Origin of the sequence: Erwinia tracheiphila, assembly GCF_021365465.1 — a bacterium.
GTDB classification, from domain to species: Bacteria; Pseudomonadota; Gammaproteobacteria; order Enterobacterales; family Enterobacteriaceae; genus Erwinia; species Erwinia tracheiphila.
On sequence record NZ_CP089932.1, the window covers coordinates 3,270,482 to 3,290,326 of the forward strand.

The following is a 19,845-nucleotide window of genomic DNA, read 5'->3' on the forward strand; positions in this document are numbered from 1 at the left end:
ATGCCAATATCCCATAAAAAAATGCCTAAGCCGCAGGAATTTGCCGCAATCGATTTAGGTTCGAACAGTTTTCACATGGTGATTGCCCGCGTGGTCGATGGTGCTATGCAGGTACTCGGCAGGTTAAAACAGCGTGTGCATCTGGCTGACGGACTGGACAACAATAATATTCTGAGCGAAGACGCAATCCAACGCGGTCTCGCCTGCCTGACCCTCTTTGCCGAGCGCCTGCAGGGATTCAGCCCGGCCAATGTCACCATTGTTGGCACGCATACGCTGCGTCAGGCAATGAATGCAGAGGACTTTTTGCAACGCGCAGCAGAGGTCATTCCCTATCCTATCGAGGTCATTTCGGGTCATGAAGAAGCTCGCCTGATCTTCATGGGCGTGGAGCATACTCAGCCGGAAAAAGGCCGTAAGCTGGTCATTGATATTGGTGGCGGTTCGACTGAGATGGTCATCGGTGAAGATTTCGAACCTCGCCTGGTGGAAAGCCGCCGGATGGGCTGCGTTAGCTTTGCTAACCTTTATTTTCCCGGCGGCACCATCAGCAAAAAAAATTTTCGTCGGGCGCGGCTGGCAACCAGACAAAAACTAGAAACCCTTGCCTGGCAGTATCGTCTGATGGGGTGGCAGTACGCGCTGGGCGCGTCCGGGACCATCAAAGCCGCTTGCGAAGTGCTACAGGCAATGGGCGAGAAAGAAAAGTTAATTACCCCGGAGCGCCTGGATAAGCTATACGATGAAACCATTCGCTATAAATCTTTCGGCTCACTCAGCCTGCCAGGGTTGTCCGATGAACGTAAGGCGGTGTTTGTTCCCGGTTTAGCCATTCTCTGCGGCGTGTTTGATGCGCTGGCAATCCGTGAACTACGCCTTTCCAATGGCGCACTGCGCGAAGGTGTGCTGTACGAAATGGAAGGCCGCTTTCGCCACCAGGACATTCGCAGCCGCACGGCACAAAGCCTGGCTAACCATTATGCTATCGACAGCGATCAGGCAGGACGCGTGCTGGAAACAACCAAACAATTGTATGTGCAGTGGCGCGATCAGAACCCCAGGCAGGCGAATCCCCAGCTCTCGGCGCTGTTAAAATGGGCGGCGATGCTGCATGAAGTGGGACTGACTATTAATCACAGCGGACTACAGCGCCATTCTTCCTATATCCTGCAGAACACCAATTTGCCGGGCTTTAACCAGGATCAGCAGACGCTACTGGCCACGCTGGTTCGCTTCCACCGCAAAGCAGTGAAGGTGGATGAAATGCCGCGCCTGACCCTGTTTAAGAAGAAACAGTTTCTACCGCTGATATTTTTACTGCGTCTGGGTGCCCTGCTCAATAATCAGCGCCAAGCCACCACTACCCCTTCTTCACTGAAGCTGGAAACCGACGATGGTCACTGGACGCTTACTTTCCCGCATGATTACTTTAGTCAGAATAACCTGGTACAGCTCGATCTGGAGCGCGAGCAGAGTTACTGGAAAGACGCAACCGGTTGGAAGCTGATGATTCAGGAAGAGCCGGGCGAATGACCGTAAAAAACGACCGTTATTACACGGAAAAATATCAGCTTACCGCCACACATTCTGAAGTTGTTGAGGCGGTCGCACGTTTATCTCCCGGATGTGCCCTGGATTTAGGTTGCGGCAATGGCCGCAACGCTCTTTATCTCAACCTGAAAGGGTTTGATGTCACCGCATGGGATTCTAATAAGACCAGTCTGGCGCGCCTTAATCAGATCATTCATGATGAAAGACTGAACGGGATAGCCACTGCGGAAACGGACCTGAATCATTTTCGCTTTAACGGTGCCTATGACCTGGTGCTTTCCACCGTGGTGATGATGTTCCTGCAACCGGCAACCATTCCTCAGCTGATTGCCGATATGCAGGCCAGTACGACAAGGGGTGGCTACAACTTGATTGTGGCGGCAATGGATACACCCGACTATCCTTGTCAGGTGGATTTTCCATTTACCTTCCGTTCAGGCGAACTGAGCGAATACTACCGCCACTGGCATATCCTGAAATATAACGAGCATATTGGCCAGCTTCACCGCACGAATGAGCACGGCAAACGCATCTCACTGCGTTTTGCCACGCTGCTGGCGCAGAAAGAACAGGTTAAACAGTAGCGCTGGCCCAGCCCGCTGCCGCTCAATAAGATTACCAACTGACTCAATGACCCGTTTTAATAACGTCAGCTTGCCCGATGCGGTGACAACATCTACGATTCGGGCATCTGTCACCCATTGGTAACGCATACGACAGCCGGACAGGAGCTTTTTAATTTGATGAGCATCAAACATGTCCGCTTTTAATGCAAATCGTTTAACCATTATCTGCCTTAGTGAATATGGTCTTTCGCGGTGTCGTCAGGCTGGCGGTCGACACGGTTACGTCAGACCTGCGGTGACTGAGTGGCATCGATACCCACGGGCTACTTTCAGGAACAATACTGGAAATTATGCCATTCAGAAAACATAAAAAAACCGGTCGGATGGCCCGCATTATTTTGCTGGTCAGCTTTATCATTTTAATAGGGCGACTTGTTTATGTTATTACAGGCGCGATCGATCAGCAGCAGCAGAAAAAACAGGATGTCGCCACGCCGGTAACCTCGACCAGAGCGTGAGACTGGATATCCTGCCCTCTCTGCCGGGTTGCCTGAAAATGCAACTTTCCGCTTTATAGCCGATTTAAATTTTTACTACAGCGCCCCCGACTTTTGCAGGCGCAGGGGAATTTTTATGTCTGTCGCTCAATCTCATGTACAACAGCTTGCTGAAATTCGTAATCGCATCCTTAACCTGTTACTCAATGACGATCGCCTCGTCGATAGTGACGCCGCTCGTCGTTAGAGACTTTCTTGCCGTCCACTGGCTTACCCGGCTGATTGCGTTCTTCATCGGCTAACGCTTCAAGGCGGGAAATATCAGTATCAAGGGATTCTGCTTTGGCGCGGAGTTCGTCAAACTGTTTACCCTCGTCGGCGTTCAGATCGTGTTTTTCCTCAGTGGCTTTATCCATGATGGAACGTATCTGAGTTTTGAGGGCGTTTTTCTCCTGGCGGAGTTCAGGCAATTTTTTCATATCGTGGTTTCTCGTAACGTTAAATGTTGAGACGTGAAACCAGTCTGGGAATGGGGAGACCGTCAGTAAGGAGCCTGTCTGAAGGGCAAAACCTGACGGCCAGTGGCGGCTCACGTCTGAGTGCCACTGCGGAAGATATACACGAAAAAATTAAAGAACCCCCCCGTCAGAGACAGGGATAAGCACGGGTAAACATGGGTACGAATAATTTACAAAATTATTTATTCTGCTGCTCAGTCATAAAGCCAGCGTCCTGCTTTCGCTGACCCTATAAACATTTTAATGGTTAAAGGTTTTTTATCCTGATTAATCTGCTTCCTAGAAAATAGAGATTTCATTCTCCATGGAAAATAATTTATGAGAGTAAAACCTGACCGTTTCACATCAAACTGTGAAAAGTATTTTTCTGCCATATCTGCTATATCGTCAGCTTCATATACCTCCTGTACCTCCTGTAAGGTAGATCGATCTTCAATATTAATTTTCTTAAGAAGGAGCGTTGTCACCAGCGGTAATTCACTTTTAACAAAATCCCTGATAGCAGCATCAGTTACATAGCTCACCAAATTTTATCCTCAGGTCGGGTCGTGACGCAGACTTGCTGATCACGTATGCTTTGCGCTTTGGATGTAACATATGGCTAAAGTTGATGTCGTCTGCCCTCAGTGCAATGAAACTCATGCTGTACGATGTAACGGACATTCAGCATCCGGTGCCCAACGTTACATCTGCAAGCATTGTTCAAAGACCTTTCAGCTCAATTTTAGCTACTCCGGTGCCAAACCAGACACACACCAGACCATTGTTAATATGGCCATGAATGGTTACGGATGTCGCGATACCGCACGGGTTCTCGGTATCAGCCTCAATACGGTTCTGCGGCACGTAAAAAAATTTCGCCAAAGCAGGTAGCTGAGAATATCGCCCCCGAAACGGAGGTTGTTATCTGCTGTGAAGCCAGTGAACAATGGTCTTACGTGCGGTGTAGAAGCAATCCCCGGTGGTTGTTCTATGCTTATGACCGTATCCGCAAACGTGCTCTGGCCCACGTCTTCGGCCCGAGAAATGCCCCGACCCTGCGACGATTGCTGGCCCTGTTAAGCAAATTTAACATTGCCTTTTATATGACAGATGCGTGGCCGGTTTATAAAGTTCTGTTAAGTGCAACAAGCCACGTGGTGAGCAAGAAATATACCCAACGGACAGAACGACATAATCTTAATCTTCGCACACATATCAAACGACTGACCCGCAGAACAATTTGCTTTTCGAAGTCAGAGGAAATGCATGATAAGATCATCGGTTGGTATCTTACTCTTCATCATTATCAATAAATCTGCGTCACGACCCTCAGGTCGAACCATCGAATTATAGGTGTTCATAGTCCGGAAGCCGATCATTGTTACATCATGCGCCAGTATAGCCCAACCTAAAATCGGAACAGCTCTGCCTACAAAAGCACCAAGGTTATTAACCCACATAATTTTTATGCCTTTCAAAGAGAAAGATTTCTGAGTAAGTGTGGGCAAAATCCGCTTTTGGAATCTGTAACTGATATGTTTTCGGAAAAAGAGTGATGCATGACACGTTCCCGGAGTGGTCGTGCTAGGTTTACCAGTAACATCGATACTGGAGCCAGTACATAGATTTGTGTAATTGCCTGATTTTGATATGTTCAATCCAGCATCAAAAGCAGGTTAATTTATGGACGAAAAACAGTCGCAGGCCCTGGCTAACGAACTGGCCAAAAATCTCAAAACCCCTGACGATATCAGTCAGTTTGAGCGCCTGCTGAAAAAAATCAGGCAACGGCCACACCCAAAAGACGGTTATCACCGGCGATGGCCAGCCGGAGCTGCGTACTCCGCGCGATCGTGATGGCTCTTTCGAACCGCAACGGGTGAAGAAAAACCAGACCCGGAGCACCGGGATGGATAACCCGATCTTATCGTTGTACGCCAAAGGGATGACCACCGGCGAGATAGCGGCCGCATTCAAAGAGCTGTATGACGCCGATGTCTCGCCAGCGCGGGTCTCAAAGGTAGCTGATGCCGTCATGGAGCAGATCACCGGATGGCAAAACCGGCCACTGGATGCCGTTTGTCCCATCGTTTACCCTGACTGTATCGTCCTGAAGGTCCGGCAGGACAGTCGCGTCATCAATAAATCCGTGTTCCTTGCCCCGGGTATCAACATCGAAGGCCAGAAAGAACTGCCGGGTATGTGGCTGGCCGAAAACGAGGGCGCGAAGTTCTGGCTCCATGTGCTGACCGAATTAAAAAATCGCGGCCTGAACGATATCCTCATCGCCTGTGTTGATGGTCTGAAGGGCTTCCCGGACGCTATCAACGCAGTGTATCCGCAGGCCCGCGTCCAGCTGTGCGTCGTGCATATGGTGCGCAACAGTCTGCGGTTCGTCTCCTGGGAGGACTACAAAGCCGTCACCCGCGGCCTGAAAGCCATCTGTCAGGCCACCACGGAAGAAGCAGGCGCGGGAAGCGTTCGCCGGCACCCGGGACAGCCGCTACCCGCAGATAAGCCGGAGCTGGCAGGCAAACCGGGCCAGCCTGTCGACGTTCTTCGCTTACCCGGCAGACATCCGCAAGACGCTCGACACGACCAGCGCCATCGAGTCGCTGAACAGCGTGATCCGGGATGCCATCAAGAAACGGAAGGTGTTCCCGACTGACGATGCAGTGAAAAAGGAGGTGTGACTGGCAATCCAGGCCGCATCACAGAAATGGAGGATGCCACTGAGGGACTGGCGTATGGCGATGAGCCGTTTTATTATCGGGTTCGGTGACCGCCCGGACGGCCACTACTGAGAAAAGGCATTTACACAGAATCATGTACAGGGTCGAAACGTTTCCTGCAACAGAGTCAGAGAGTTCGATGACGGCATCATTGCCCACGCTGCCGGAGGATTATCACGCATGGGTGGTTGCTGTGGCTGGACACTTACCTTTGGCGTACATCCTGTGACCAGCAGCCAGCCTGCCACGCATAGCATCAATTTCTTCATTCTTCTTTCTCAGTTCGTTGGTATGTCGCCAGTCGATAACAGAAAGCTCAGTGCTTCGGTTACGGAGAGCAACAATCATGGCATTACTTTCATTAGCTGCTTTGTTGGCCGCTATAAGACTCTCACCAAGTTGCGACGCTTTCTGTTGAAAGTAGTGGGTTGACCATAAAAGAACAGCAACCATGATGGCTACTGTTATGTAGATATATTTTTTCATATCAGCCTGTTAGGTAAAGCGCAGGAAGCCTTTGCACTTAGAAACGCTCCGGGTCTTCTTAAAGACTGCGAACCCTTCCCCTGATACTAATCATTGAGTTATAGAAACTGGCTCCAGTGTTCTCGTGCCGACAAAATTACCCCCAACGTTTTGTCTGTTGAAGTCCAGACAAGACTATAAAAAACATAATTAACAGTAGGTTGTGCAGACCTGCTGTTTTCCTGTTGTCTAGTAAAGTCCACGCTGATACAGTGAAATCCAACATTTTTAGGTATACAATCCATCGTGTCGTCTGAGCCATATGCCTAACCAGTGATTGGAGAATGATATGGCACGTCAGACAAAGCCCCTTAACAACACCGAAGTCAAAAATGCCAAAGCGCCCGAACGTGACACTACCCTGTATGACGGGGACGGCTTAGAGCAACTGGTTAAGCCCGGTGGCTCAAAACTCTGGCGATTCCGCTATTACAAACCTTTCACTCGTAAACGCGCCATGATTAGCTTTGGTGCTTACCCTGCTGTATCTCTCTCTGAAACTCGTCAACTCCGTGAAGATGCCCGTCTTCTATTGAGCAAATATATTGATCCGCAGGAGCATAAAAAAATCGAACAGTTGAGGCAAAAAAGTGCCACTGAAAGCACCTTTGAAAAGGTTGCAGGAGACTGGTTTAAAACCAAAGAATCAGCGGGGCTGTCAACTCATACGTTAAACGATATCTGGCATTCTGTGAGTAAATATGTGTTCCCACATATTGGCTCTATGCCCATTGCTAACATCACGGCTCAACAGTTCATCGGAGCGTTAGAGCCAACACACGCTACCGGAAGACTCGAAACGGTTAAACGTCTAAGCCAGCGTATCAATGAAGTTATGGAATTGACACTAAGATCATTTTTCTCAAAACACCTCGTAATAAACACCATTTAGTACCACCGCTCAATAAATGAGATTTTACACTAACTATAGTTAATAGCCTTATTCTTTAATCAATTATAGTAAACAAAACCTGCATTTTGCTTTTGCTATTGCCGAATAAACCTGCTTAAATTTTCACCTGCCAAGTTAAACAGACTCAGAACTGTGCATAACCTAATAACTTCAAAAAGTTTGCTATCCATTGACATTGTCACATCGCCACTGGCAGGTAATGCTTCTTTTAACTTAATTGACAATATTGCCATGCTTGCACCCTCAGGACAACCTGATGTTTTAATGATGTTAGCAAGTTATAATTTACTCACTTATTCAGAGAAACTTTTCAGTGATCTTTCTGTTCCCTTCCCGGCTCATCTCAGGCAGGCCGTAAAAAAGCGCTGTGCTGAATACCTCGCAAGTCGCGTATGTACTCGTTATGCATTGGGTCTGCTTGGCGTTAAGAATTTTATCTTACAAAATGATCAAGATCGGGTACCTGTATGGCCGGAAGGAATGGTGGGAGCACTTTCACATACGGATGGATTCATAAGTCTGTTAGTGGGTAATTCATCCTGCGGTAAATTACACGGCATCGATTGTGAACACATTATTCAGCAAGAAAGAGTAGATGCATTACGGGAAACGATTATTACTGCTGATGAGAATCATATACTGCAACAAGGTGGGCTGTATGGCGGAGTGGCACTGACAGTGGCTTTTTCAATTAAAGAGAGCCTCTACAAAGCGCTCTTTCCGCACACACGTCAATTTATGGATTTTAAAACAGCAGAAATCACGGCATGCAGCAGGGATACAAATCTTATCAGTTTGCAGCTTACGCGACCTCTGTCTGCCAGATTTCCCACCGGGCGGAATTTTACCGGCTACTTTAACATCCAGGACGGACGGGTGCTGACCTGGCTTATTGCTTCGCTTAGATGATTCTTTTGTTTGAACATGCTTACTCCTCACCGCTTTCTGAAATACCACTCAGACATCCTCCAGCTTGTTTTGCTTATTATTCCCACTAAAGTTTATTAATTATTGTGCTGCCACTATGACTTAATGTTAATCGGCGGAGCAGTAAACATTATCATTAGCAGCAAGGAGAGCAATTCCAGCAGCAAGGAGAGCAATTCCGGCAAAACACGCAGGGGAACAGCCTTCAGAAAGTTAAGCAATATAACTGTGGTACGGCCAGCAATATTGACCACCAATGGCCTGAAGCAGATCTGAGCCACCATCTGAGAAGCAAGCCGTTTCATTACCAGCTGAACCACATCAGTAAGTACCCTGTACTGAGATGGCAGCTTCAGCGAAAGGCGTGACGAAAAGTCAGATTATAACGAAAAGGTCCGGTAAGTGGATGAACTCCATGTTTTAACGGCAAAATGCCATGAAAACGTAATCGTGAAGAGCCACTCCACACAACAATATCACCATGTTCGAGCAGGACTCGCCTGGTCGCATCACTGCGTAAGAAGCCGCCAAACTGAAATACAGCTGGCAGACCGAGAGAAACGGAAACGATCAGTTGTGTCAGGTCTTGCTCATCTTTGTCCTGATGCAAGGTAAGCTTCGCGCCTTCCTCGTAGCGATTTATCAGACAAGCATAGGGCGTGAAATCCTTAAAACCGGCCTCAGCAGCACAGGCTTTTGCCAGCTTGCTGAACTGTTCAGGCATTGCAGGCCAGCGATGTCCGGTCAGGTTATCACCTTCGCTGTACTGATAGCCTCGCGAATCCGTTGACCAGCCAAAGTCTCCGCAGTTGGTCATTGCTACCGACATTCGATGGCCGTCAGGTGTAATCCGGTGATGAAAAGGGTTCTTCGCTGCTACGGCGTCAAGCAGCAACTTTAGTTCCCCGGCCTCCTCCAGGGCGCGTCGCTGAAGGATCACGGCTCCTTCACGAGTGGTTCAGACCAGGGAACTTCATCATTAAATAAATCCAGCATATTATGCGCCCCCCAATTCCTTTATTGTTGCACTATAAATGCAGAAAATTGTGGTGACATCCAGGCACGAAATCCGTTCTCCTGCTTAATTATCAGATAAACGGCCAGTTTTTCACGTAGCGCCAGCGCTTTAGCCTGCTCTTCTCCCAACACCATCAATCCAGTGTCCCAACCGTCTGCTTCAAGTGCGGTAGTGGCTATAACCGTCGCTGACACCAGGTTATGCTGTATTGGTCTACCGGTAACGGGATCGATCACATGGGAGATTATTTTGCCGTCAAGTTCATAGTAATTACGGTAGCTACCGGAGGTGCTAATGCCGTGCCCCTGTAAATCGACCAGTGCCTGAACGGCATTCTCCTTGTCTGTTGGTTTTTGAATCGCCACTTTCCACGGCCCGCCCTGAGGATTTGTACCACGACTGAGCACGGCACCGCCGACAGAAACCAGATAGCGATTAATGCTCTCTTTTTCCATTAAACGTGCAAGATGGTCAGTCGCGAAGCCCTCACCAACCGTTGAAAGATCCACATAAAGTCCAGGCAGACTCTTTTGTAAATAAGCGCCTTCTGCCCTCTGAATGACCTGTAAATGTTGCAGCCCGATTTGGGAACGTGCTGAATCGATCTGATCCTGCGTGGGTGTTTTTATTGGTTGCTTGTCTGGTCCGAAGCCCCACAAATTAACCAATGGACCCGCGGTTATATCCATAGCCCCGTGGGTTTTTTGTCCGATTCGGAGCGCCAGGGTGATAATATCAACCATATTATCGCTTATGGGTTGCGGCTGACTACCTCGGTAGCCATTAAAACGGGAGAGCACCGAGTCCGGCTTCCATGTCGACAGTTCACTATCGTCATTGTCTAACTGCTGTTGGATTAATTTTTGTAGTGGCGCTTTGCGTTCAGGCGCTACACCAGCAAGACTAACTCTCCAGAATGTTCCCATAGTACGCCCCTCAAGTATCAAAGCCTGAGCATTCGAACTCTGGTTATGATCGTCGCACCCCGAAATCATAATTAATACTATAAAAACAGTTAAATACAGCCATTTCATCTTCATAAAAAAATAAAGCCTTTATTTATTTTTGGTGCTAACACAGTGAAAAATATGGTTTTATGAGAATTAAACCCCCTTGACCTTACTGAAAATGCTAACCAGAATAACTTATCAGACAAAAATCGATAACTTAAAAATCCTTAAAAAAGGAGAACAATATGATGATTTACACCATTCTTTTAGTGATTTTCATCGCACTGATTATTTTTTCCGGTTATAAACATTACAAGCATGCAAACAACAAACAGCTCTCTCGTCCATCCTGGCGCCGGATGAACGGAAAATAATATCAGGCAGGCACAGAGAATGAAGCGAGAATGAATGAAAGGAAAAGTTGGAGCGCCTGTCGAAAGCGCTCCCTAACATAATCAGAATTGATACACTAACCCAAGGGCAACAACATCATCGGTATTAATACCCGCACTGTTAGTGAAGCTGTTTTCATTCAGCAGGTTAATCTGATAATCAACATAGGTAGACATGTTTTTATTGAAGTAGTAAATGACACCTACATCAACATATTTTTTCAAGTTCTGCGAACCAAATCCCTGAATCTCGCTGCCGCGTGAGCTGACAAAAGCCAGAGACGGATGTAATCCAAAGTCAAACTGATACTGCGCAACCAGCTCCCAGTTATCGGCCTTATCAGCGTAACCATAAGCGGCAGCATCGCTGGAACCAAAACGCGTTGCGTTATAAGAACGGGTATACATGGCCGCCAGATAAATATTATTGGCATAGTATTTCAGCCCTCCCGTATAGGCTGTTGCCTTATCGCCACGTCCAAGAATGGTAGATGTAGCCGCTGTGCCACCGTTTTGCTCAGTTGTGCGGTCGGAATTAAACATCGCCGCACCGATGCCAAAACCCGCGCCAAGATCGTAAGTGGTTGAAAGACCCCAGCCGTCTCCATTCTGACCAAGAACATCCCGGCCATTGGGTGATTCAGTGGCACTGCTATTTTTGCCCTGATACTGCAAAGCAAAGTTCCAGCCATCAACCAGGCCAAAGAAGTTGTTATTGCGGTAAGTCGCCAGACCATTTGAACGTTGGAACATAAACTGATCGGCACCATACGTATCACCACCAAATTCAGGTAAAACGTCGGTCCATGAGCCGATGTCATAGACCACGCCGTAATTACGTCCGTAGTCGAAAGATCCACCATCGCCAAACTTAAGGCCGGCAAAACCCACTCGGGTAAAGCTGTTTGCAGTACCTTCAGACTCGGCACTGTCCAGTGCAGCCTGATATTCCCACTGACCGTATCCGGTAATCTGTTCACTAATCTGGGTTTCACCTTTGAAACCAAAACGGACATAGGACTGATCTCCGTCAGAACTTTTGTCATCGGAGAAGTAATGTAGTCCATCAACCTTTCCATAAAGGTCAAGTTTATTATAAATGTCAGCCGCCCCCGCAGATCCTGCAATCGCTAACGCTGGAATCATAAGGGAGAGAACGCGAAGTTTCATTTTGATACCCTCTGGTAGTTATACCTTTAATCAGCCATTGTGTGCTGGATGTTAAAAATTCATCCAGTAAATTTATGTTAATGAGAGAAAAGTAATAACCCATCAAGAAAATAATACCATATTTCCGATTATGTTTCAGAATATAAATTAACTATTTCATTTTGTGAATTAAAGGGAAATTTTAAGCAACACATATTGACAAGTTACTTAACACTAATTATCAATAAATAAAAATAGTATTAAAAAACAATATTTTAAATAATCAGAGATCATAACGCACTGAATGATAAAAAAACACAGTCTTCAAGTAATACAATCATCCCGCTATCATCATTTTATTATCTTCATTCACCCCGAATTACTTGTCAGAATAGATTTTGTTGCCGGAGATCTGTCCGGCTTTTTTTTGCCTGTATTAAATTTGAAAAATCTTATTGTATTTTTTCTTCTCGGCACCCGCTATAAAAAATCAGAATATATTTTTTACATATAACTTTAATAAAAAAGCACCAAACAATTTCAGAAAATATACATATTATTTTGTTTTTTTGTTGACAGATAATTGAAACATACAAAAATGCTAATGCTTCCATATAACATCCCTGATGACAGAAAAGCCAGCACCATTTCAGACCGCAATATCAGTGTATTATTCCTGATATAATGAGCACGCTGATACGCATTCACTCTATTAGCACAAGCGTTGGCGGGGCGGATGTAAATCGAATATCATTATCAACTACGCATTCAGGTCATTTACGTGGCCAGACACAAGCGGCTTCCAGTTATCTGTATCAAATAATGCTGAATTAATTTATTAAATAATTTAATTTTTTAATGAAAACAACAATAACAGACGTAACAATCACATTTAAATATTATTTTTCAGCACGTAATTATCAATAAATTTTGATAAGTCGTACGAGCCGAAATTATCGACTTAGAGAAAATTCAGGATAAGCTTCTTTAAGTTTGCTGACTGTGGTAAGAATAGCACTAATCATAACAGGTTTAACAATTAAACAATGAAGATCCCCCTTTCCCAGTACATTAATACCGATGCAGACGCGAGCGAGTTGTTTCACTATGTTGTATTCCCAACCCTGGAATTTTAGTGAACAGGCATACTGGTGATATGTGCAGCAGCAGGGACGCATTTTCGCTGCCCGTCAAGTCTGTTGGGAAATGCTGGAGTATGCTTCATGATGCGGCTATTTCTCTCATGACAACGACAGCTTATAGAGGTATCCTCCCAAGCCAGACGCTGTCAGAATTCCTTTCAACATGGTCAGGGCTGGCAATAGCGATTTAACTGCACCAGGGCCACCGTTCGCTGCTGCCCGATTTTACGTTCACAGAGGTAAGTTACACCATGTTGTCCTACAAGTTTCCTCTGAGATCAGGCAATCCCACACATTTTTTTGTGATATTTATCCTGTTGGTCCTGATTGGTTCTGGATTTACCATCCATAACGCGGTAAATGCCTGGTTACTGGACAAACGCTATGCTATGGCCGACATTGCCCATTTGGTGCAAAAGAGGATCAACACCTACCGTTTTGCAACCTGGCAAATTTATGAAAATCTTGCTACCAGCGCAGCCGGTTCACAATCTGGCAGTCTCCAGGAAACACGTTTACGGCCGGATGTTTATTACCTTGAAAAAAACCGTCGTAAGACCGAATCGCTGATTTTTGGATCTCATGACAGCAGCACGCTTGATATGGCAATGCGCATGTCAAACTACCTTGATACTCTGTGGGGTGCCGAAAACAGTACCTGGTCTATGTATTTTCTGGATGGCCAGGATAACAGCTTAATCTTTATTTCCACTCTGCCATTGAAAGATATGGCGACACGTTATAAAGAGAGTGCTATCAGCAATATAGTCGATACGCGTCACACCGAAATGTTGCAGCAGGCCAACGCACTGGATGAAAGAGAAAGCTTTTCACCACTCAGGCGTTTTACCTGGCAAAACGATCCCTATTTCACCGTACGCACCACATTCAACCAACCTGGTCATCTTGCCACCGTCGTGGCATTCGATTTACCTGTTAACGATCTCATTCCTCTGAATATGCCGCTGGAAAATTTTCAGATCAAACATGATAGTAGCGGCCCCCTTGAAAACAGCAACGTTAGTGAGGCGACTAACAGTACCAGCGTTTCGTTAAACAATCCCAATATTGAAATTTCAGCATCGCTAACCAGCACACCACTTCAGCTGGTTTATCGCGTCCGTGTTTTTGAGCTGATCGTTGATACGTTCCACAATCTTATGTTGCCGCTCATAGCTAATCTGCTAATGATTCTGCTTTCGTTGTGTGGAATATTCCTGATACGTCAGCAATCGCGCAGACCCAATGAAAATCAAAGTGCTGAGTTGGATTCACTGCGCGTGTTAAACGAAGAGATCGTTAGCAGCTTACCGGTTGGCCTGCTGGTGTATGACTTCTCCAGCAATCGTACTATTATCAGTAACAAAATTGCTGAACATTTGTTGCCGCACCTCAATTTGCAAAAAATCATTAGCATGTCCGATCAGCATCAAGGTGTACTTCAGGCCACGGTGAATAACGAAGTGTATGAAATACGACATGCGCGCAGCGTGATCTCACCGAATACTCAGTTGTTTATGATGCGTGACCAGGATCGTGAACTACTGGTCAATAAAAAACTGCAAAAAGCCCAACAAATTCTGGATAAAAACCACCAGACACGTCAGCAGCTCTTGCAGAACCTCGGACATGCCCTCAACCGCCCCCTGAATAATGTCATCATTCAATTACAACAACTCAGTCTGAGTGAGGGGTCGGATGACGTCAGCGATGTGCTGGAATCGTCTCAGGCCCTGAGTCGTCTCGTTGATGATATCGTATTACTTAATCGACTGGAAACACACGACTGGGCACCCGATGCGGGAGCCTTTAACGTACAAACTGTTCTGGATGAACTGGTCACGGAAGCCCTGCCCTCTGTGCGACGGAAGGGTTTGAATTTATTAGTCAATAACCGTCTTGGCGGCGATGAAAATCGTTTCGGCGATCGGCGCGCGCTTTATAAAATCCTTACTACACTTCTGCATTATTCCATTACCACAACAACATGGGGGCGCATTACTATTGAAGCAAGTCATCCTGAAGGCCGTCCGGACGCGTTATTGATAGAGATAGTTGATACCGGTGCAGGACTGAAAGCAGATGAACTTGGCAATGCAGATTTTCCATTCCTTGGTGAAACTACTCATGACCGCTTCAGTCAAACGTCAGGGCTGGCTCTTTTTTTGATTAAGCAGCTCTGTAAACAGCTGGGTGGGCATCTTGAAATTGTTGCCCGGCCCGATATTGGCACTCGTTATACTGTTCAGATCCAGGTTCCACAGGAACTTGAGCAACCACAGGAAGAGAAATTGTTGGAAGGACTGACTACGCTAATCGACATTTCGGTAGATGATGTCAGAAAAATAGTGGTTCGCCAGCTTGAAAACTGGGGAGCGAACTGCATTACGCCAGATGAACGTTTTTCCGGGCAGGGCCATGATATTTTGATTACCGATGAATCTGCCAATATGACGCCATGGGCGCTGTTGCTCAATGATAACGAAGCAGGCTTCACTGCAATGTCGCGCAATCAATTCAGAGTCAATTTCAATCTCAGTAATGCGATGCAGGATGCATTACTTCAACTCATCGAACAACAGCTGTCCATGGATGAAAGCGTTGAAGAACAGAATGTCGCCCAGCTATTCTCACCGGGTTACTTTCAGCTATTTGTTGACACAGTACCAGACGATGTAAAGAGATTGTATAATGAGTCGGCCGAGGGAGATTTGAGTTCGCTTGCTCAGACCGCACACCGCCTGAAAGGCGTGTTTGCCATGCTAAATCTGATACCAGGCAAGCAGCTTTGTGAAACATTAGAACAACACATTACCGAGTGTGACATTTCAAACATTAAAAATACCACCAGTGAGATTGACAACTATGTCAATGAACTGCTGCTGCAAGGTAACCAAATAATATGAACAACCTGAACGTAATCATTGCCGATGACCATCCTATTGTGCTGTTCGGCATCCGTAAGTCGCTGGAGCAGATCGAATGGGTCAATGTCATTGGTGAATTTGAAGATTCTACCGCCTTGATTAACAGCCTGTCCAAACTTGATGCCAATGTACTGATTACCGATCTGTCGATGCCCGGTGAAAAATATGGCGACGGTATCACGTTGATCAAGTACATCAAACGCCACTACCCAGAACTGTCCATTATTGTGCTGACCATGAACAATAATCCGGCAATTTTGAGCGCCGTGCTCGATCTGGATATCGAAGGCATAGTGCTGAAACAAGGCGCACCAACGGACCTGCCCAAAGCGCTGGCAGCACTTCAGAAAGGTAAAAAGTACACGCCAGAAAGCGTGGCGAAACTACTGGAGAAGATCAGCGCAGGGGGTTACGGAGACAAACGCCTGTCGCCGAAAGAAAGTGAAGTGCTACGCCTGTTTGCGGAAGGTTTCCTGGTGACCGAGATCGCCAAAAAACTCAATCGCAGTATTAAAACGATCTCCAGTCAGAAAAAATCAGCAATGATGAAGCTGGGCGTGGACAATGATATTGCTCTGCTGAATTACCTCTCTTCCGTCAGTACGATGCCCGTTGATAAAGGTTAATTAACCCTCTGTCAATGATAAAACCGCCTTCGTCAAGGCGGTTTTACGACCTTCCACCAGAAGGAATAAACCTGTTTTGGCCTTGCACTTTTCCAACGCCAACAAGGAAGCCGGGTTCCTCTCACAGAAGCTTACGCCTGCCTGTGATTAAGTCACCTGATAGTGGTGGAGCAAATCCCCGGAACTCAATATCCCTGCACAGAATAGTTAACACATGAGAAATAACGTTAAAGCAACGCGCTGAAGTGACGACTTTTCAGGGCACGTTTGCGCCAGCAATAAAAAAGGCGAATCGTTATTCGCCTTTTTTATTTTAGCCTGCCGGGATTTGACAAAGCATTTATTGAACCTGCTATTACCTTCTCTGTTTTAACCGAATTAAGCGTAATGCCTGCTCATCCTTCCCTCCCCTTGCGAACGCTGTCGGCATAAAACACCAAAGTTTGTTGTAGGGTATCGAGCGTAACGGGTTTTGAAAGGCAATTATCCATACCCGCTTCCATACAACGCTGTTTCTCTTCCGCCAGCGCATTGGCCGTTACCCCAATGACCGGGAAAGTTAATCCGAGCTGACGTAAACGTTGAGTAAGGTGATAACCATCCATATTTGGCATGTTTACATCGGTCAGCACAATATCAAACTCGTGACGACTAAGAACATTCAATGCGTCCACACCATCATGCGCGGTTTTTACCCGGTATCCCAGCGTGCCAAGCTGATCGGAAAGCAGCATCCTGTTTATAGGGTGATCGTCCACCACCAGGATCAGAATATCTTCGTTGCTGATAACCGGCTCTTCTACCTCACGCAGGCAGAACGGTAAATCATGCATACTGACTTCAACCCTGAATATCCGCCCCAACAATGCGGGCAATTCATGTGGCGTGGTGGTACCATAAATCCAGCGCCCGTTGATAATCTCAAGCGGGCCATCGTTATGGCTTCCATCAAAACGAATAATACCGCGAACCCTTTGCGGTGGATGAAAATCATAATCAGTGACAATAATATCATCAGCATCACAGTGAGCGTCTTCACCGAGTCTGAGCACGGTGACACCATGCTGCTGTAAGAGTTTCTGAAGAAAGGTGGCCAGAGTATCGTTACGAAGCTCAAGCCAACATTTTCTTCCCAGCAGCCCCTCATGCAACACCGGGGGCAAAGTATAACTGTTGTATAATGGAATACGAACTGTAAATTGACTGCCCATTCCCGGCTCGGAATCTACTTCAATGTCGCCATCCATCATATTGATAAGCTTTTCACAGATAGCCAGCCCCAGACCGGTACCATGAAAATTACGCTGCACACCGCTTCCAACCTGGAAAAAGGGATCAAACAAACGAGGAATTTCTTTTGCCGGTATTCCCACTCCGGTATCACGTACGCAGAAAACGAGATAACCGTCTTTGACATAAGACTGCAGCATAATGCCGCCGGTGTGGGTGAATTTGATGGCATTGTTGAGCAGGTTTGATATGACCTGCTGAAGGCGAATCGGATCACCTTCCAGTGTTACCGGCACATCACCATCAATAAAACACCACAACGTCAGACGCTTTTTCACCACCATGGCAAGATAGCTCGAGGTGATATGGGTTATCACTTCACGCGGAGAAAACTCTCTTGGCTCAATACGAAGCTGCTCTGACTCAATTTTTGAAAAGTCGAGAATATCGCTGATGATTTTCAGCAACAGACTGGAAGAGTTATTCATCGCGGTAACCAGCGAATCAACGCCTTTCGGCAGTGATTTGGTTTGCAGCAAATCAAGATTACCGATGATGCCATACAAAGGCGTGCGCAGTTCATGACTGACCGTTGCCAGAAACATTGACTTGGACTGGCTGGCCTGCTCCGCTGCATGCGCCATTTCCTGCAGGGATTCCTCCATCTTCACCCGTGCACTGACGTCCACCAAAACGCAGATCGCCACATTTTCATTGCGGTAGCGTGAATGCACAAAACTGATTTGCAGGTTGGTGTTACTTCCCGTCAGCACATCCACAAAATTAACCTGCTGACCAGAAATGATTTCCGTGAGGCGCTGCCGATCTTCCTGGGTCAACATGCTGAGATAATTATGCGCCAGTTCATTACTGAGAATATTGGTTCCATCGCTGGTTCGCAGGATACAGATCCCCACCGGCGCTGAGGCCACAATTTTCCGGTTAAATTGCTCATGTTCCTCCAGCCGTTGGGCATTCTCTTCTGCGGGGAGAAACATGCGGCGTTCGAACAGCCAGGCCAGAGTAAAAAGAAAGATCGCGCTGATGAGGTTAAGCAAAACAGCATTGATAATCAGCATTTTCAGTTTCTCGACCATATCACTGGTCTCAACTGAATAGACTATGGTCAGTGAAGCAGGCATCAAGGTTTTCTTCAAAACCAGCTGCTTATAGCCATTGATATAGCCAAACCAGTCGCTTTCATCGGGCAAATCCTCAAGCGAAATACACTCTCCGCTACGGGAAGATGACATTATGCGCTGGTTATTTGCATCCAGCAGAATGGCACTCATAGGAAAAGAACCGGGAGCAATAAAATCATCCAGACGAATGCTCTGCTCAATTCCCAGCAGTGCGGCCATTCTGCTTACTACATACACAGGCGTTAACATATAGTAATAGCCGACACCCGGCTGACCTGATGACACAACCCAAAAAATACTGTTTTTACGCTCATCGTCGTTAGCGTTACGGTATTTAAGAATATGCTCCTGCAACGATTTAAGCACGTGTCCGCGCTCGGCAGACGCACTCCCCACGCCAAAATCGGCCAGGCAAAGACTCTCCCCGCCGATAAAAAACACCCGGTTAAGTTCATAAGCTGAAGAGAAGTTATCTTTCCAGTAACGCAGAAAATAACTCAGTGATTCCAGCGAGTTGCGCCATGTATTGCTCATGATGCTGCAGTCGGAATCGGAGTAAAGGGGATAGAACTGCGGCAACGTAGTTTTGCCGGGAAACATGCCATTCAGCACGTCGAGGCCATTAGCTGAAGCATTAAGTCGGTTTTCTGCAATAAATTTCAGTTCCCGGGTCACGTCAGCTGCATGGGTCATATACCACTGCACCTGTTCAACATTGGCGTTAAACTCCTGTCGAACCTGAACTTCTTTCTCATGCACAACGTTAATAATGTAAAACGTCGTCAGCAACGCCCCCAGCGTCCAGAGCATGAGTGCCAGTGCACGAAACAAATAGCGGGAGATTCGTAACGTGGTTCTGAAGGAGACTAAGTATTTCAAACGAAACCCTATAAAACGGCAGGCTATCGACTAATTTAAGCTCATTACAGTAGCGCCAGAATGGTAAAAAAGCCAGATCCCCTCCGCTTCCGGGATGAGAAAAATCTGTATTAAACACGGGAGCTGCCTTAAAGAAAAACACCCTGACAGCACAGGCTGGCAGAGTGTAAACAGACAGA

15 protein-coding genes and 4 pseudogenes are annotated in these 19,845 nt (G+C 46.6%); 10 read left to right on the plus strand and 9 right to left on the minus strand.

Annotated features, from left to right (window positions below; all coding sequences use genetic code 11):
- Positions 1–1,533: an exopolyphosphatase gene (gene ppx, locus LU633_RS17095; protein ID WP_016189946.1), complete on the plus strand. Its 1,533-nt coding sequence runs from the start codon at positions 1–3 to the stop codon at positions 1,531–1,533.
- Positions 1,530–2,135 (plus strand): tellurite resistance methyltransferase TehB, encoded by a 606-nt coding sequence (tehB, locus tag LU633_RS17100; protein WP_016189947.1) that lies wholly within the window; start codon positions 1,530–1,532, stop codon positions 2,133–2,135. Before ppx ends, tehB begins: the two co-directional genes overlap by 4 nt.
- Here tehB and LU633_RS17105 read toward each other — a convergent pair.
- Positions 2,085–2,339, minus strand: a complete 255-nt coding sequence (locus tag LU633_RS17105) for a hypothetical protein (protein WP_016189948.1) — start codon at positions 2,337–2,339, stop codon at positions 2,085–2,087. The two genes, tehB and LU633_RS17105, sit on opposite strands and share 51 nt — an antisense overlap.
- Before the next feature lie 128 nt (positions 2,340–2,467).
- On the opposite strand from LU633_RS17105, the gene LU633_RS17110 reads away from it, so the two are divergent.
- Entirely contained in the window at positions 2,468–2,635 is a 168-nt protein-coding gene (locus tag LU633_RS17110; protein WP_016189949.1) for a YfgG family protein, read from the plus strand.
- Between the two features lie 203 nt (positions 2,636–2,838).
- Here LU633_RS17110 and LU633_RS17115 read toward each other — a convergent pair.
- Together LU633_RS17115 and LU633_RS17120 are read right to left on the minus strand one after the other, a co-directional pair.
- Positions 2,839–3,093, minus strand: a pseudogene (locus LU633_RS17115) (phage major capsid protein); the annotation flags it as partial.
- A 233-nt stretch (positions 3,094–3,326) separates the two neighbouring features.
- On the minus strand, positions 3,327–3,656 hold the full coding sequence (locus tag LU633_RS17120; protein WP_016189951.1) for a DUF1493 family protein: 330 nt from the start codon (positions 3,654–3,656) through the stop codon (positions 3,327–3,329).
- A gap of 73 nt (positions 3,657–3,729) precedes the next feature.
- Between LU633_RS17120 and LU633_RS17125 the strand changes: the two genes are divergently transcribed.
- Positions 3,730–4,427 (plus strand): IS1 family transposase gene (locus LU633_RS17125; protein WP_233481934.1). Its coding sequence is split into 2 segments (ribosomal slippage): positions 3,730–3,979 and positions 3,979–4,427, totalling 699 coding nucleotides; the frame shifts between segments, so codons are not numbered across the junction.
- 9 nt (positions 4,428–4,436) lie between these two features.
- On the opposite strand, the pseudogene LU633_RS26285 reads toward LU633_RS17125, so the two are convergent.
- Positions 4,437–4,727, minus strand: a pseudogene (locus tag LU633_RS26285) (STM2901 family protein); the annotation flags it as partial.
- Between the two features lie 70 nt (positions 4,728–4,797).
- On the opposite strand from LU633_RS26285, the pseudogene LU633_RS17130 reads away from it, so the two are divergent.
- Positions 4,798–5,918: pseudogene (locus LU633_RS17130) on the plus strand (IS256 family transposase).
- Positions 5,919–6,020: 102 nt separating this feature from the next.
- Here the strand turns inward: LU633_RS17130 and LU633_RS17135 are convergent.
- Complete coding sequence (locus tag LU633_RS17135) at positions 6,021–6,332, minus strand: lysis system i-spanin subunit Rz (protein ID WP_016189957.1); 312 nt, start codon at positions 6,330–6,332, stop codon at positions 6,021–6,023.
- A gap of 328 nt (positions 6,333–6,660) precedes the next feature.
- Between LU633_RS17135 and LU633_RS17140 the strand changes: the two genes are divergently transcribed.
- The gene (locus tag LU633_RS17140) at positions 6,661–7,263 is read left to right on the plus strand and encodes an integrase arm-type DNA-binding domain-containing protein (RefSeq protein WP_016189958.1); all 603 of its coding nucleotides are present in this window, start codon (positions 6,661–6,663) and stop codon (positions 7,261–7,263) included.
- Between the two features lie 180 nt (positions 7,264–7,443).
- Positions 7,444–8,193 carry a 4'-phosphopantetheinyl transferase family protein gene (locus tag LU633_RS17145; protein WP_051124328.1) on the plus strand — a complete coding sequence of 250 codons (750 nt, stop codon included), beginning with the start codon at positions 7,444–7,446 and terminating at the stop codon, positions 8,191–8,193.
- Positions 8,194–8,563: 370 nt separating this feature from the next.
- Here the strand turns inward: LU633_RS17145 and alkB are convergent.
- Together alkB and apbE are read right to left on the minus strand one after the other, a co-directional pair.
- Positions 8,564–9,207 (minus strand): annotated as a pseudogene (gene alkB, locus LU633_RS17150) (DNA oxidative demethylase AlkB).
- A gap of 21 nt (positions 9,208–9,228) precedes the next feature.
- Positions 9,229–10,269: an FAD:protein FMN transferase ApbE gene (apbE, locus tag LU633_RS17155; RefSeq protein ID WP_016189962.1), complete on the minus strand. Its 1,041-nt coding sequence runs from the start codon at positions 10,267–10,269 to the stop codon at positions 9,229–9,231.
- 155 nt (positions 10,270–10,424) lie between these two features.
- On the opposite strand from apbE, the gene LU633_RS25810 reads away from it, so the two are divergent.
- Positions 10,425–10,553, plus strand: a complete 129-nt coding sequence (locus LU633_RS25810; protein WP_016189963.1) for a hypothetical protein — start codon at positions 10,425–10,427, stop codon at positions 10,551–10,553.
- Positions 10,554–10,634: 81 nt separating this feature from the next.
- Here the strand turns inward: LU633_RS25810 and ompC are convergent, their stop codons facing one another.
- Positions 10,635–11,741 carry a porin OmpC gene (ompC, locus tag LU633_RS17160; protein ID WP_016189964.1) on the minus strand — a complete coding sequence of 369 codons (1,107 nt, stop codon included), beginning with the start codon at positions 11,739–11,741 and terminating at the stop codon, positions 10,635–10,637.
- A gap of 1,372 nt (positions 11,742–13,113) precedes the next feature.
- On the opposite strand from ompC, the gene rcsD reads away from it, so the two are divergent.
- Together rcsD and rcsB are read left to right on the plus strand one after the other, a co-directional pair.
- Positions 13,114–15,768 (plus strand): phosphotransferase RcsD, encoded by a 2,655-nt coding sequence (gene rcsD / locus LU633_RS17165; protein ID WP_233485069.1) that lies wholly within the window; start codon positions 13,114–13,116, stop codon positions 15,766–15,768.
- Positions 15,765–16,415 carry a response regulator transcription factor RcsB gene (rcsB, locus tag LU633_RS17170; protein ID WP_016189967.1) on the plus strand — a complete coding sequence of 217 codons (651 nt, stop codon included), beginning with the start codon at positions 15,765–15,767 and terminating at the stop codon, positions 16,413–16,415. Before rcsD ends, rcsB begins: the two co-directional genes overlap by 4 nt.
- Positions 16,416–16,810: 395 nt before the next feature.
- On the opposite strand, the gene rcsC is transcribed toward rcsB, so the two are convergent.
- Positions 16,811–19,666 (minus strand): two-component system sensor histidine kinase RcsC, encoded by a 2,856-nt coding sequence (gene rcsC, locus LU633_RS17175; protein ID WP_016189968.1) that lies wholly within the window; start codon positions 19,664–19,666, stop codon positions 16,811–16,813.
- Positions 19,667–19,845 lie beyond the last annotated feature (179 nt).

What these genes read in the sequence shown, in the direction of transcription:
- ppx (WP_016189946.1), top strand. Translation starts at nt 1, where the DNA reads ATGCCAATATCCCATAAAAAAATGCCTAAGCCGCAGGAATTTGCCGCA.
- tehB (WP_016189947.1), top strand. Translation starts at nt 1,530, where the DNA reads ATGACCGTAAAAAACGACCGTTATTACACGGAAAAATATCAGCTTACC.
- LU633_RS17105 (WP_016189948.1), bottom strand. Translation starts at nt 2,339, where the DNA reads ATGGTTAAACGATTTGCATTAAAAGCGGACATGTTTGATGCTCATCAA.
- LU633_RS17110 (WP_016189949.1), top strand. Translation starts at nt 2,468, where the DNA reads ATGCCATTCAGAAAACATAAAAAAACCGGTCGGATGGCCCGCATTATT.
- LU633_RS17135 (WP_016189957.1), bottom strand. Translation starts at nt 6,332, where the DNA reads ATGAAAAAATATATCTACATAACAGTAGCCATCATGGTTGCTGTTCTT.
- LU633_RS17140 (WP_016189958.1), top strand. Translation starts at nt 6,661, where the DNA reads ATGGCACGTCAGACAAAGCCCCTTAACAACACCGAAGTCAAAAATGCC.
- apbE (WP_016189962.1), bottom strand. Translation starts at nt 10,269, where the DNA reads ATGAAGATGAAATGGCTGTATTTAACTGTTTTTATAGTATTAATTATG.
- LU633_RS25810 (WP_016189963.1), top strand. Translation starts at nt 10,425, where the DNA reads ATGATGATTTACACCATTCTTTTAGTGATTTTCATCGCACTGATTATT.
- ompC (WP_016189964.1), bottom strand. Translation starts at nt 11,741, where the DNA reads ATGAAACTTCGCGTTCTCTCCCTTATGATTCCAGCGTTAGCGATTGCA.
- rcsD (WP_233485069.1), top strand. Translation starts at nt 13,114, where the DNA reads ATGTTGTCCTACAAGTTTCCTCTGAGATCAGGCAATCCCACACATTTT.
- rcsB (WP_016189967.1), top strand. Translation starts at nt 15,765, where the DNA reads ATGAACAACCTGAACGTAATCATTGCCGATGACCATCCTATTGTGCTG.